Genomic DNA, 13,052 nt, shown 5'->3' with positions numbered 1-13,052 from the left:
AAAGGTAGATAAAATTTTTACATAACAATATAAAAGTGAAGAAAAATATACTTTTTTATCATAAGAAAGAGATGTTTCCTTTGTCTGTATGACAGGCAACGATCATTCGCGTAAATATTGGACAAAACGCTTAAAATATTTTAATTGCACGGGTCTCTTGCAATTCCATCTTTACTATTTTCTCATTGAGGAATGTAATTACAAAATCTTTGGTGGGCGAATTTGTCCGGACTGTATAGGGGGATGACAAAAAAGAGGCATAGAAAAACAACGAGTAGATTTTTCATCACCGATAAATTTAAGGTTAGTAGTAAGAGATATTTTCGTATCTCAGATCAGCACATAAACGATCTTCTTTGTCTTGAAGTACTCTTCCTCGAAGTACATCGACAGGTCGTCCGCTTCGGCAGTTTTCTTGAATGGCTTTAGCTCCCCTTCCAAGTTTCCCCCTTTGAGACATATCAGTCCGTTTGGTAGAGCATTTTGCTGTTCTTTCGATACGTTTTTTCGTATGATTTTCACCAAATCGGGTAGAGGCATTACTGCACGGCTTACCACAAAGTCGAATTGTTCTTTTACCTCTTCGGCGCGACAATGGCGAAATTGAATATTTTCTAATCCGATGGCGCTCGAAACCTCTGTGGCAACCCTTATTTTTTTTCCGATACTGTCTACCAACAGGAAGTTACACTTAGGAAACAATATAGCGAGCGGTACTCCCGGAAAGCCGCCTCCTGTACCTACATCCATGATCTTAGAGCCGTCTTTGAACTGAATCAGTTTGGCTATCCCCAACGAGTGAAGGACATGGTGAGTATACAAATTTTCGATGTCTTTGCGTGAAATTACATTTATTTTAGAATTCCAATCCGCATACAGATCGTATAGAGCAGCAAACTGTTGTTTTTGCTTTTCTGTAATATTAGGGAAGTATTTAAGAATTATATCCATTATTTTCCTGAGAAGCTAGAAATTGGAGAATTGTCTTTTAATATCGGGTACAACTCACTGTATGTAAACGGAACTTTGATCGTGCCCAGCGATGGTGCTGAGTATTCGCCCTGATTGAATAGGTAAGTTATTCCTTTATCGTCGATCGAAAAATTATTGTTGGCTGCTATGTCTTCTATTCCCCAATATCCGAATTCAAGAAGGTCTTCGGCTGTTTTTACATTGTTCTGTGCCACAATCTTATCGGTAAGCATTGTGTTGAGCAGCTTTTTATATTCGGGGATAAATATGTCTTTCTCTGTAACTACATTTCCTGTCTTCAGGTCTATATTCACATTTTTGTAGAATGTAGACGAATTAGCACCACCTTTAAAGTCCATCGATGATGTCTGGTACGATATGATACCTCCTCTGTCGAATATCACTTGAGAGTTTAGCGTTTTATAGAACGAAAAATAATCTTCACTATCTTCCGAGCTTTCCCAGTCGGGGAACTGCACTTGTGCCGCTTCCTTATAATTTGCAATGTAATTGGTTACATATTTGTCTACCGCATTTGCCGGCGAGAGCGATTCCGAAGACTCATCTTCAAACAGAGCATAGTTAAACTCTTTTTGTATCTTGGCGAGCATAATACTGTCTTCATATTTTGCAGGGAAGATATAATTTATTTTTATAGAACACGAAGGCTTAGTGGAGTCGTTATCCAAATGGTAAATCTTTGACACACTAATAGAATCGTACACTATATTGTTTACTGTATCCGTTTTTTTGTTTTCGCATGAAAAAAATAAAATGGAAAATATAAATAATAAACTGATATGTGTAGAGGTAAATTTCATATGAACATCATTTAGTTTCTACTGCTGTATATACTACTAACGTTAAATCTGTGCTAATAGTTTTTTATTTCTTTTCATGAAGCAAATATACGACAAAAAGGAAAAGGGATACCTTTTTTTGTTAATCTTTTATGAAGTAATTTTTCAATAGAGTGCCTCTAAGGCGTATTTATATTAACTTTTTGGTAGTATGAAGTTTCTGTCAATTAACAGCTATTTGCTCCTATTTTTATATCTTTGTGGCATCTAATAATTCTTATCTAAAGCAATTTATATGCAATTAATCGATGGTAAAGCCATATCGGCTCAAATGAAAAAAGAAATAGCCGAAGAGGTCGCAAAAATAAAAGCCGCAGGAGGTAAAACGCCTCATCTGGCAGCAGTATTGGTGGGGCACGACGGCGGAAGCGAAACTTATGTTGCCAGCAAAGTGCGTACATGCGAAGAGGTAGGCTTTAAGTCGTCTCTTATACGTTTCGAGGATAATGTAAGCGAAGAAGAACTTCTGGCTTGTGTAGATAAGCTGAATAAAGATGCCGACGTTGACGGGTTTATCGTTCAATTGCCATTGCCAAAACATATATCGGAACAGAAAGTAATAGAAGCGATTGACTACCGCAAAGACGTAGACGGATTTCATCCGATCAATGTAGGGCGTATGTCTATCGGTTTGCCATGCTTTGTGTCGGCAACTCCGGCGGGGATACTCGAATTGCTGAAACGATACGATATTCCTACTCAGGGCAAACACTGCGTGGTGCTTGGTCGAAGCAATATTGTAGGAAAGCCGGTTGCAAATCTGATGATGCAAAAAGGCTATCCGGGCGATGCCACAGTAACTGTATGCCATAGCCGCACACCAAATATAAAAGAAGTTTGCCAAAGTGCCGATGTTATTATTGCTGCATTGGGCGTTCCCGAGTTTCTGAAAGGAGACATGGTGAAAGATGGCGTTGTAGTGATCGATGTGGGTACTACCCGTGTGCCTTCTACTGAGACTAAATCAGGATTTAAGCTGAAAGGGGATGTTGCCTTCGATGAAGTAGCCGCCAAAGCATCGTTTATCACACCTGTACCGGGTGGGGTAGGGCCTATGACAATTATTTCCTTGATGAGAAATACTTTGTTGGCAGGTAAAAACGAAATATACAAGTAATATTTTTCTGAGAAAAAGAATCTTATAGAGAAGAACGATGTCGTTTCACTTATAAAAAAAATAAAGGCTGCTTTTCACAAAGCGGCCTTTACGATTATTTATCCAATAGTAAAATCACGGACGACCTCCGTTCCCTCCTGTTGAGGTTCCGATGCTGGTAACCATCGAACTTGGTGTGAAAGTTATAGCTGTCGTTCCTTTTGAATATGTTGCCGATGAATACAGTCCGTGGAAATTGCTGCCCCCTGACACACTGCCCCCTTTGTAAACCGTATACGTTACATCCGACTTCATATTAGGAGAGCTGAATAATAATGTCATTTGGTTGTATGTTCTAGGTACTTTGTAAGTTAATATTCCCGTACCATCGGATGCCTCTATATGGATCAGATCGCCCGAAGTCCCCGTTGTTCCGTAAATAACAGATCGCTGAGTACTCACACCTGACGTAGGATTACTGGTTGCTCCGCCCGTACCAACAAGAATACCTCCTGTGATTTTGAACGTATTGTTGTCGCAGTCGAAACCTTCTTCCGGTACTGTTGTACCCGAGGATATGATGGTGCCACCTGTTATAGTCATTGTTCCGTTCGAGTCTATACCATCATTTGATGTGCTGTAGCAGTATATGTTTCCTCCGTTGATGGCGATGTGGTTGGATGCGTTGATACAATCGTCGTATGCTTCAATTTCGATTGTACCATTGTTGATTGTCAGTATTTTCTTGCTCTCCAATCCCTCAGCCTCTTCTTTGGTTGTTTTGATGATTATAGAACCACCGTTTACGGTAACATTACCGTCGCTCTTTATGGCTTTGGCTGCCGTATCGTCTGAGCCGTATTTGAATAGATCCCCGGTAGTAGATACATTTATAGTTCCATCATTGATGATGAGGTCTCCATCTACACTGATGCCTTTTCCTCCTGCGCCGGAGACTGTTATATTTATTACACCTTTATCTATTGTGAGGGCGCCATCACATTTTATGCCCGCCGCAGATGATATGTCTTTGTCGTCGGTATCGTAATACGCACTGCCTGTTGTTGCCAGTGTAAGCTCACCGCCTCCTATGGTCATATTGCCTCCGGCATTAAAAGCTTTTGCCGCAAGCCCCGAAGTACTGATGTTGATTGTACCACCTGTGACGCCGATTGAGCCGATGTCACTTTTTATGCCTGCCGCTTTTTGACCTGTGGTAGTGATATTTATAGTGCCTCCACTGATGGCTATAGAAGAATCTATGGATGTATCTGTGTCTTCGTAAGAGGCTACAATGGCATCGTCCTCGCTTTTTATAGTGATATTTCCATCATAAATTTTGATGTAGCCTTCGTCGCAGTCTATACCATCGCTCGAGGCTTTGATGTTGAGCGTACCTCCATCCATTCTGAAATAATCTTTTGCATGGATACCGTCACTTACTGCACCCGATATAGTGATATTCCCTCCTTTTATACGGATGTAGTCGTCACTGCTGATTGCGTGCTTGTATCGTCCTATAACAAGTAGATTTCCATTTCTCTGAAAATTGAGCTGTCCCTCGCTGAAGAAAGCCCCTTTCATGTCTTCGTCGTTGTAGGCTGTGTAAGTGCTGCTGTCTACCAGTCGGTTAGACGTTCCTCCCACTAGCATTACGGTCACTTTCTTGCCCGATTGTACGTTCAGTGCAGGGCCGTCTGTGCTTATTATGCTGACACCATTGAGTCCCAACCCGAACTTGTAATCGCTATAAATTTTGAAAGAACCACTCTTTATCGTTCCCGAAAGTACATAGTTGATTTCTGTGGTTGTGTTTGTAGATGTTACCACCACATTTCCGTTCGATTGGGTTATGCTTACCCCTTCATTTTCGTAAGGGTTTGTAATCGTTACGATATTATCGGTATAGGCAATAGTAACGGCATCCACAAAGGTTGTATCCTTTGTGTTGGTAGTGAAGTCTTCATCAATAACGATTTCATCATCATCGTCATTAACAGATTCATTGTCGTTGCTACACGCTATTAGAAGCATGCAACATGCTGTAAAAAATAAAATAAAGATTTTTCTAGAATTCATATTATTGGTCTTGTGTGAATTAAGACAATAATATTATAATCTTTACGAAGAAAATACAAGCAAGTTCGACAAACAGGGCGATTTGTTCGATGAATATTGCTAAAATAAAGGATGGAAAGTAGGATTACTTTTCCGAAATCGCTTCGGATTCGGTTTTGGCTTCCGTCTCCACATCCGTTTCCGCTTTGTCTTGCATATTCACATATACTTCGTTTTGCAATTGCTGTTGTTTCTCGTACAGTTGCAGTATGTGGTTGCGGAAATTGTTGTCACGTTGAAGCTTGTTGAAAGCTTCTTTTGCTGCCTTTTGTTGCGATTCTTTCTTCGAGTAGCCTGTTCCCAGTCCGGCTTGCTCGCCGAGTATCACAACGGCAGTTTTGAAAATAGGGGTGTTGTTTTCGTCTACAAAGCTGTCGACGAGATCGAAGCTGACCGATATTTTTTGCTTTTGGCTCCATTCTATCAGTCGCGACTTGTAGTTTGCCTCCTGCTCGGCTACCGTGTCTATATTCAGGTGTTCTTTGATGAGGCGTTCGAGAACAAACTTCTTCGACACCCTGTATCCCTGATCTAAATAGATAGCACCTATCAATGCCTCCAGTGCGTTGCCATACATGTGGGTATTGGGTGTTGTATTGCGGGCAGATGTTTTTATTAGTTTGTCGATACCCAATTCGAGTGCTAATTTGTTTAAAGTTTCACGTTGGACGATCTTCGAACGCATATTGGTAAGGAATCCCTCCTTCTTATATTCAAACTCCTTGAATACAATATCGGCAACAATAGCATCGAGGATGGCATCGCCCAAAAACTCGAGCCGCTCGTTGTTGATCCATTTGCCGTCTTTCAACTTTATAGAAGAAGATTTGTGCAAAAGAGCTTGCTCATAGAGCGTTATGTTGTACGGATAGAACCCAAATATTTTGTAAAAAGAAACATAAGGCTCCTTCCCTCTTTTAGGAAGAAGCCTTATTCCACGATATATCTTTCTAAGCACGCGACTTATTTCTTGAACTTCTTTACTATTATACAAGCATTATGTCCTCCAAAACCGAATGTGTTTGAGAGTGCTGCGTTTACAGTCCTTTTCTCAGCCTTATTAAATGTTAGGTTCAGCTTATAATCAATTTCAGTATCTTCGTCTCCTTCGGTGAAATTGATTGTTGGCGGAATTATATCATTCTGTACCGACAGTACGCAGAAGATTGCTTCCAATGCTCCCGCAGCACCTAAAAGGTGACCTGTCATGGATTTTGTAGAACTGATATTCAGGTTATAAGCATGCTCACCAAATACCTCTTTGATTGCTTTGATTTCTGATGGGTCGCCAACCGGAGTTGATGTTCCATGTACGTTTACGTAATCAAGCTCACTTGGGTTCATGTGGGCATCTTCAAGCGCATTTTTCATTACTAGTTTCGCTCCCAGCCCTTCGGGATGTGACGCTGTGAGGTGATAAGCGTCGGCAGACATTCCGCCTCCTACAACTTCAGCATATATTTTTGCTCCACGTGCAAGCGCATGCTCCAATTCTTCGAAAATAAGACATGCCGAACCTTCTCCTATTACAAACCCGTCGCGGCTCTTGCTGAACGGACGAGATGCTGTTTGAGGAGAATCGTTACGTGTAGACAAAGCTGTCATTGCATTAAAACCACCAACACCCGCCGGAGTGATTGCTGCTTCGGCTCCTCCGACTACCATTACATCTGCCTTGCCCAAACGGATTTGGTCGAATGCGATGATAGAACTATGTGTAGATGAAGCACAGGCAGAAACAGTTCCAAAGTTAGGTCCACGAAGACCGTGACGTATCGAAATCAATCCGGCTGCAATATCCGAAATCATCTTAGGGATAAAGAACGGGTTGAACTTAGGTCCCATATCTTCGTGTGTATAGTAGTATGCAACTTCTTCTTCAAAAGTCTTGATACCACCTATACCTGCCGAAAATATAACACCGATTCTGTCACAGTTTTCATTTTCAAAATCAAGTTTTGAATCTTTTATGGCTTCTTCGGACGAACCGATAGCCAATAATGTATATCTGTCACACTTGCGGATTTCTTTTCTATCCATCAATCCTGACGGATCGAAATCTTTAACTTCGCAAGCAAACTGTGTTTTAAATTTTGACGCATCAAAATGAGTAATAGGTCCAGCCCCACTCATTCCTTTCAAAGCATTCTCCCAAGTAGTTGGGACATCGTTGCCTAACGGAGTTACCGAGCCTAGACCTGTTACTACTACTCTTTTAAATTCCATAAATGACTATTGGAAAAAAGATTATTTTGCATTTGCTTCAATGTAAGAGACAGCATCTCCCACTGTAGCGATTTTTTCAGTCTGATCATCTGGAATAGAAATACCGAATTCTTTTTCAAATTCCATGATTAATTCTACTGTGTCAAGTGAATCTGCTCCCAAGTCATTTGTAAAGCTAGCAGTATCAGTAACTTCAGACTCTTCAACACCTAACTTATCAACAATGATTGCTTTCACTTTTGATGCTACTTCTGACATAATTTTTAGTTTTGATTAATAATAAATTTTTTATTTTTAATTTTGTCGATGCAAAGTAACAGTTTTTTATCTATATGTTACAAATATTTTATGGATAAAATAGTTAAAATTGCACATATTTTTTACTTGTGTGCATAATCGCAAAAAAACACTCATGATTAAAATCGCTATTTTTGCCTCAGGTTCAGGGTCTAATGCCGAGAACATAGCAAACTACTTCGCAGAGAGTAATACTGTTTCCATTCCGCTTATAATATCAAATAAGAAAGATGCTTATGTGCACGAGCGTGCAAACAAGCTGGGAATAAAATCGGTTACCTTCTCCAAAAACGAGTTCGAAACATCTGATGCTGTGCTCGACTGCCTGAAAGAGAATAAAATAGACTTTATTGTTCTCGCAGGTTTCCTGCTCAAAGTTCCCCACAATATATTAGAAGCATATCCCGGTAAGATAGTAAATATCCACCCCGCGCTTTTACCTAAGTTTGGCGGTAAAGGGATGTATGGCGACAATGTTCATAAGGCTGTAGTAGAAGCCGGAGAAACAGAGTCGGGCATTACGATACATTATGTGAATGAGAATTACGATGAGGGGGCTATTATTTTTCAGGCAAAATGCCCTGTGCTGAAAAGCGATACCTATGAGGATGTCGCAAAAAAAGTGCATACACTTGAGTATACGCACTTTCCGGTTGTTATTTCCAGTGTCTTAGATCAGACCTTCTAATTCGATTGGTTTTCTGTATTGCCTTCAGGCTCGTTTACTTTCACCTCCTCGTTGTTCACCGTTCTGGCTCTTACGATAGTTCGGCGGTCGCCACTAAGTACTGAGGTGTTATCTTTTTTTGTTTTAATATTCTTATTTGCTGCACCTTGTGTCGGTTGCTGAGCAGGATTGTTCGTTTTTTGCTCTGCTGTTGTCGGTTCGGGCTGATATACAGGCGATGTTACAGTCTGTCGATTGTCGTTATATTGCTCTGCCCTGTCAGACTTTATTCTTCTTACAGAACGTTTAGGTGCTTTTTCCTCTTTTCTGTCTGTTGTTTTGGTATTCACTGTTGGCGTTGGCATTATCGGTGACGGATACACGTAATTGTCGGAGCTCTTTTCGGTTGCCCACAAATTGAGCTTGTTGATAGCCCTCTCGGTAACGGTAATCCATACTTCGCCATTCGGATTGCCCGATGCTGTATTTTGTATTATAAAATCACGCTTCACTACATCGTTAGGTGATAGTCGATCTACAACTTCCGACTGTACCCTTGTACCATTGATAAAGTATAAAGGTTTGTTGCCATACTTAACATATTCCTGAGCCAACTCGTCGGCAGATTTTTTCAGCATTTCCTGCTGAATGCTATCCGCTATTATGCGTGCTCTCTTTTCTTTGTCGCGGCTATCTATATTCGCTTTCGATAGACGATAAGCTAAGCTTGTGTTGCCCGTTTTCAATAGAATTTGGTCTTTTTCTATTTGTCCTATCAGTCTGTCGATATCCATAAGTGCACCTTCCAGCGAGTTATAGTCTGACTTTAGGATAGCTGAAACGGAGTCTGCATCCGCTCCCATTTTATTAAACAAAAATTTGTTCTGGGGGTCTTTTTCGCCTCTGTTGCTAACGATCAGCGTTGTGTCTTTTGTAGTCACTATATATTTGTTTCCTTTTTTTTGGGCATAAGCTAAAAAAGGAAGGAGTGATGCTATCAAAACGAGTATGATATATTTGCTTAAATTCATTTGTTTGTGTTCGCTTTTGAAATTTATATATACGTCAATAATCTTTTACTTAAGTATATAATGCGCAAATATACAAGATTTTTCGTGAATGATAATGGGTCTTACATTTTTTAGTATAAATAAGGTGGCTTTTTAATCTTTTATAAACTTCTTATGTTTGAAACACTGCCTTTATTTTCGTACTTTTGCGTAAAATAAATCAACTATTAAAATATTAATCATGGCAACACCATCATTTAAGTACCAAGAAACGTTTCCATTAGAGAAGGATACCACAGAGTATTATTTACTCTCCAAAGATCATGTTTCTACAGCTAATTTTGAAGGACAAGAGATGCTGAAAGTACAACCTGAGGCTCTTACTTTACTGGCGCAACATGCTTTTCACGATGTAGAATTCTTATTACGCCCCGAGCATCAAGAGCAAGTGGCAAAGATATTGTCTGATCCCGATGCCAGCGACAATGATAAATTTGTGGCGCTTACATTCTTGCGCAATTCCGAAATTTCGGCAAAAGGGGTGCTCCCTTTCTGTCAGGATACAGGAACAGCCATCATTATGGGTAAGAAAGGACAAAATGTGTGGACAGGCGGCAACGACGAGGAAGGCTTGTCGAAGGGTGTGTACAATACATTTACCGAAGACAACCTGCGCTATTCGCAAAATGCGCCTTTGGATATGTACAATGAGGTGAATACAGGAACCAACCTGCCTGCGCAAATAGACCTGTATGCCGTAAACGGAAATGAATATAAATTCCTTTTTGTAGCTAAGGGTGGTGGTTCTGCAAACAAAACATATCTCTATCAGGAAACAAAAGCATTGCTTACACCTGAGAAACTAGAGCCGTTCCTGATCGAAAAAATGAAATCGTTGGGTACAGCAGCATGTCCTCCTTACCATATCGCATTTGTTATTGGCGGTACATCAGCCGAAACCAATCTGAAAACAGTTAAGCTGGCTTCTACTAAATATTATGATGGTCTTCCTACTTCGGGTAACGAAGGTGGACGTGCGTTCCGTGATTTGGAAATGGAAGCCAAACTACTGAAGGCTGCTCAGGAGCTAGGGCTTGGAGCGCAATTTGGAGGTAAATTCTTTGCTCACGATATCCGTGTGGTTCGTTTGCCTCGTCACGGTGCATCTTGCCCTGTGGGCATGGGTGTTTCTTGTTCGGCCGACAGAAATATAAAAGGAAAGATCAACAAAGACGGTATATGGCTCGAAAAAATGGAAGATAATCCAACAAGGCTTATTCCAGAAGAATTGCGTAATGCCGGCGAAGCAGGAGGTGTGAAAATAGACCTCAACCGTCCGATGAAGGAAATACTTGAAGAGCTGTCTAAATATCCTGTTTCTACACGTTTGTCACTCACCGGTACAATCATCGTAGGACGTGATATTGCCCATGCTAAGCTTCAGGAGCGTATCGATAAGGGCGAAGGGCTTCCTCAATACATCAAAGATCATCCGATCTACTATGCAGGGCCTGCAAAAACGCCTAAAGGATATGCAAGCGGTTCGATGGGACCTACTACAGCAGGTCGTATGGACTCGTATGTAGACGCATTCCAAGCTAATGGCGGCAGCATGATAATGATTGCTAAAGGTAACCGTAGCCAACAGGTAACAGACGCTTGTCACAAGCACGGCGGATTCTATCTGGGAAGTATAGGCGGCCCGGCTGCAATACTTGCTCAGAATAGCATAAAGAGCCTTGAGTGTCTCGAATATCCTGAATTGGGAATGGAAGCGATATGGAAAATAGAAGTAGAAGATTTCCCTGCATTCATCTTGGTAGACGACAAGGGTAACGACTTCTTCAAACAATTGAAACCGATTAACTGCTCTATGAGCTAATATATACTATAAGCAAGCAGTCTATGTGTATGAATAAGCGGATATCAAATGAATGATATCCGCTTATTTTTTTTATACCGAAGACGCCACTTTTACATAACTTAATATCTTGTTCTAAGGGCTATCTTGTCCAATTCCTTTATTTCGTCTTGCATGGTGAAAAATACTTTTCCGCCTTTAGATAGCACTTCCCATGCTATATCGCTCACAATATCATCGATTACGTCCGGCTGATTCGCCTCTTTTACCAGTTCGAAGTTCCGCTCATCTATCATCCTCACGGGTTGCGAAAACTTGTCGTATACGATCAGCATCTCGCCATTTCCATCTATTGCAGCCCGGTAGATTTCTTGCAAATCGGTAAGAACTTTATGCTTCGATATTGCTTCTTTCATTTCTACAATGGCTTCCGACCTGTGTTCGTGCATATACTGTTTCATTATCTCCCAGCCGGGTTTGACTACATCGTGTGGCTTCGAGTTGTTGTAGTCTATCGATGTGTATCCTATATAGATGTCGGGCTTATCGGCTACTTGCATCAGTTTACTGAAATTGTCTTCGGTAGAAACAACGACACACTCCAGCTCGGTTTCCTGATTTACTTTCACCACGGCTTTATCAACCTGATTGAAGAACTCACGGACAAGGTCGTCTACACGCTTAGCATTGCTTCTCTCTGCCCTGTTGGGTATGTAATACGGCGATCCTTCAAATGGAAACCCATCGCTCTTTACCTCTTCTTCAATTCCGTCTCCTAATGCTTTATATAGCTGTACCCCTCCTTGCGATAATACAAGTATCAGGTATTCTTTGCTGCGGTTGTACGCTTTTATCAGTGGGCGCAGATTGAATGTGCTGCTAATGTTTAACCTATCTTCGGGTACAGTCCACGATGTTCTGATGATTTCCTCCATGTCGTTCGATAAGAATACATGAAGGCTGTCGAGATTGTTGTTCTCGTTCACTCTATTTTCTACAGTCGCTATCTTCTCTAGAAGGGGAGCTGCTGTTCTTTTTCCATATTCGGCAACTATTTGCTTTTCTGCTTGCGAAAGCAGGTTTTTCAACAATATTTTATCTTTATCGCTGGCAGGGCGTGTTCTGTGTGTATTAAGAGAGATACTAACACAAGGCCCTGCTGTTACAGTTGCCAGTTTTTTTATCTTTTCTTTTAATGCCATAATATATTTATTTTTTAATCACGCTAGTAATATACGAAAAAAAGCCGTTTTTTCCAATCTGTGCGATTGAGAACCTCTTTGAAATAGCTTCTTTTTCATAAGATTATGTTTTTTTAATCTCTTTTTCTGTCGATGGATAGAGAAAGATCTCTTTCTTAAACCAGTTTAAGATTCTAGTCTGTTGGAATGGCTAATTTTGTATTACTAATTCAAAAAAAGATATTGAAAATGGAAAATAAAAGACTGAATATGTACAAAGCTGCCCCCGAGCTATACAAAGCAATGATGTCTCTCGAAAATGCTTTACAACAAACATCTCTGACTCCTATCGAAAAGGAGTTGATTAAAATAAGAGCTTCGCAAATCAATGGTTGTGCCTTTTGCCTGAACATGCATACCCGTGATGCTCGTAAAATCGGGGAAACTGAACAACGTATCTATTTGTTGAACGCATGGCATGAAGCAGGCAACTTATATTCTGAAAGCGAGAAGGCAATACTTCGTCTGACAGAAGAGGTTACCCTTATCAGCAAAGGAGGTGTTTCGGCTGAAACATATCAACAAGCAGAAAAGATATTGGGAGTATCTAAACTCGCTGAGGTAATAATGGCTGCGGTGGTTATCAATGGCTGGAACAGGATTGCCATATCCACAGAATTACCGATAGACTAATCGCTTAAACAAACAATAGGGATAATCGCTAAAGATTATCCCTATTTATTATATACAGATTTCAATATTTT

Annotated in this window: 12 protein-coding genes; 4 read left to right on the top strand and 8 right to left on the bottom strand. The window is 40.6% G+C overall.

Going from position 1 to position 13,052, the window contains the following annotated elements:
• Positions 1-330 precede the first annotated feature (330 nt).
• On the bottom strand, positions 331-951 hold the full coding sequence (rsmG, locus tag B3P17_RS00980) for a 16S rRNA (guanine(527)-N(7))-methyltransferase RsmG (RefSeq protein WP_252638367.1): 621 nt from the start codon (positions 949-951) through the stop codon (positions 331-333).
• On the bottom strand, positions 951-1,679 hold the full coding sequence (locus B3P17_RS00975; protein ID WP_252638366.1) for an RsiV family protein: 729 nt from the start codon (positions 1,677-1,679) through the stop codon (positions 951-953). Before B3P17_RS00975 ends, rsmG begins: the two co-directional genes overlap by 1 nt.
• Positions 1,680-2,067: 388 nt before the next feature.
• Between B3P17_RS00975 and folD the strand changes: the two genes are divergently transcribed.
• The gene (gene folD, locus B3P17_RS00970; RefSeq protein WP_252638365.1) at positions 2,068-2,949 is read left to right on the top strand and encodes a bifunctional methylenetetrahydrofolate dehydrogenase/methenyltetrahydrofolate cyclohydrolase FolD; all 882 of its coding nucleotides are present in this window, start codon (positions 2,068-2,070) and stop codon (positions 2,947-2,949) included.
• A 114-nt stretch (positions 2,950-3,063) separates the two neighbouring features.
• Here the strand turns inward: folD and B3P17_RS00965 are convergent, their stop codons facing one another.
• The 4 genes from B3P17_RS00965 to B3P17_RS00950 form a co-directional block, all read right to left on the bottom strand.
• Complete coding sequence (locus B3P17_RS00965; protein ID WP_291102639.1) at positions 3,064-4,962, bottom strand: carbohydrate-binding domain-containing protein; 1,899 nt, start codon at positions 4,960-4,962, stop codon at positions 3,064-3,066.
• Positions 4,963-5,131: 169 nt separating this feature from the next.
• Positions 5,132-6,004, bottom strand: coding sequence for a ribonuclease III (gene rnc / locus B3P17_RS00960; RefSeq protein ID WP_252638363.1), 873 nt, complete (start codon positions 6,002-6,004; stop codon positions 5,132-5,134).
• 5 nt (positions 6,005-6,009) lie between these two features.
• Positions 6,010-7,272, bottom strand: a complete 1,263-nt coding sequence (gene fabF, locus B3P17_RS00955; RefSeq protein WP_135104616.1) for a beta-ketoacyl-ACP synthase II — start codon at positions 7,270-7,272, stop codon at positions 6,010-6,012.
• 21 nt (positions 7,273-7,293) lie between these two features.
• A complete protein-coding gene (locus B3P17_RS00950; RefSeq protein WP_006798850.1) occupies positions 7,294-7,530 on the bottom strand; it encodes an acyl carrier protein in 237 nt (78 codons plus the stop codon).
• Between the two features lie 154 nt (positions 7,531-7,684).
• Between B3P17_RS00950 and purN the strand changes: the two genes are divergently transcribed.
• A complete protein-coding gene (gene purN / locus B3P17_RS00945; protein WP_252638362.1) occupies positions 7,685-8,257 on the top strand; it encodes a phosphoribosylglycinamide formyltransferase in 573 nt (190 codons plus the stop codon).
• On the opposite strand, the gene B3P17_RS00940 is transcribed toward purN, so the two are convergent.
• Positions 8,254-9,267 (bottom strand): hypothetical protein, encoded by a 1,014-nt coding sequence (locus B3P17_RS00940; protein ID WP_252638361.1) that lies wholly within the window; start codon positions 9,265-9,267, stop codon positions 8,254-8,256. The genes purN and B3P17_RS00940 overlap by 4 nt on opposite strands.
• A 220-nt stretch (positions 9,268-9,487) precedes the next feature.
• On the opposite strand from B3P17_RS00940, the gene B3P17_RS00935 reads away from it, so the two are divergent.
• Positions 9,488-11,128 (top strand): fumarate hydratase, encoded by a 1,641-nt coding sequence (locus B3P17_RS00935; protein ID WP_291102628.1) that lies wholly within the window; start codon positions 9,488-9,490, stop codon positions 11,126-11,128.
• 101 nt (positions 11,129-11,229) lie between these two features.
• Here the strand turns inward: B3P17_RS00935 and B3P17_RS00930 are convergent, their stop codons facing one another.
• A complete protein-coding gene (locus tag B3P17_RS00930; protein ID WP_252638359.1) occupies positions 11,230-12,309 on the bottom strand; it encodes a hypothetical protein in 1,080 nt (359 codons plus the stop codon).
• 228 nt (positions 12,310-12,537) lie between these two features.
• Here B3P17_RS00930 and B3P17_RS00925 point away from each other — a divergent pair, with 228 nt between their 5' ends.
• A complete protein-coding gene (locus B3P17_RS00925; protein WP_252638358.1) occupies positions 12,538-12,981 on the top strand; it encodes a carboxymuconolactone decarboxylase family protein in 444 nt (147 codons plus the stop codon).
• The last annotated feature ends 71 nt before the right edge of the window (positions 12,982-13,052 follow it).

The organism is Dysgonomonas sp. UBA7630 (assembly GCF_002483985.1).
GTDB lineage: Bacteria > Bacteroidota > Bacteroidia > Bacteroidales > Dysgonomonadaceae > Dysgonomonas.
This window is presented reverse-complemented; position numbering and strand designations above follow the sequence as displayed.

Bases quoted from the DNA above. Each gene is read 5' to 3' on its own strand.
- B3P17_RS00965 (WP_291102639.1), bottom strand. From the start codon at position 4,962: ATGCTTCTAATAGCGTGTAGCAACGACAATGAATCTGTTAATGACGAT.
- B3P17_RS00940 (WP_252638361.1), bottom strand. From the start codon at position 9,267: ATGAATTTAAGCAAATATATCATACTCGTTTTGATAGCATCACTCCTT.
- B3P17_RS00950 (WP_006798850.1), bottom strand. From the start codon at position 7,530: ATGTCAGAAGTAGCATCAAAAGTGAAAGCAATCATTGTTGATAAGTTA.
- purN (WP_252638362.1), top strand. From the start codon at position 7,685: ATGATTAAAATCGCTATTTTTGCCTCAGGTTCAGGGTCTAATGCCGAG.
- fabF (WP_135104616.1), bottom strand. From the start codon at position 7,272: ATGGAATTTAAAAGAGTAGTAGTAACAGGTCTAGGCTCGGTAACTCCG.
- rsmG (WP_252638367.1), bottom strand. From the start codon at position 951: ATGGATATAATTCTTAAATACTTCCCTAATATTACAGAAAAGCAAAAA.
- folD (WP_252638365.1), top strand. From the start codon at position 2,068: ATGCAATTAATCGATGGTAAAGCCATATCGGCTCAAATGAAAAAAGAA.
- B3P17_RS00930 (WP_252638359.1), bottom strand. From the start codon at position 12,309: ATGGCATTAAAAGAAAAGATAAAAAAACTGGCAACTGTAACAGCAGGG.
- B3P17_RS00925 (WP_252638358.1), top strand. From the start codon at position 12,538: ATGGAAAATAAAAGACTGAATATGTACAAAGCTGCCCCCGAGCTATAC.
- B3P17_RS00935 (WP_291102628.1), top strand. From the start codon at position 9,488: ATGGCAACACCATCATTTAAGTACCAAGAAACGTTTCCATTAGAGAAG.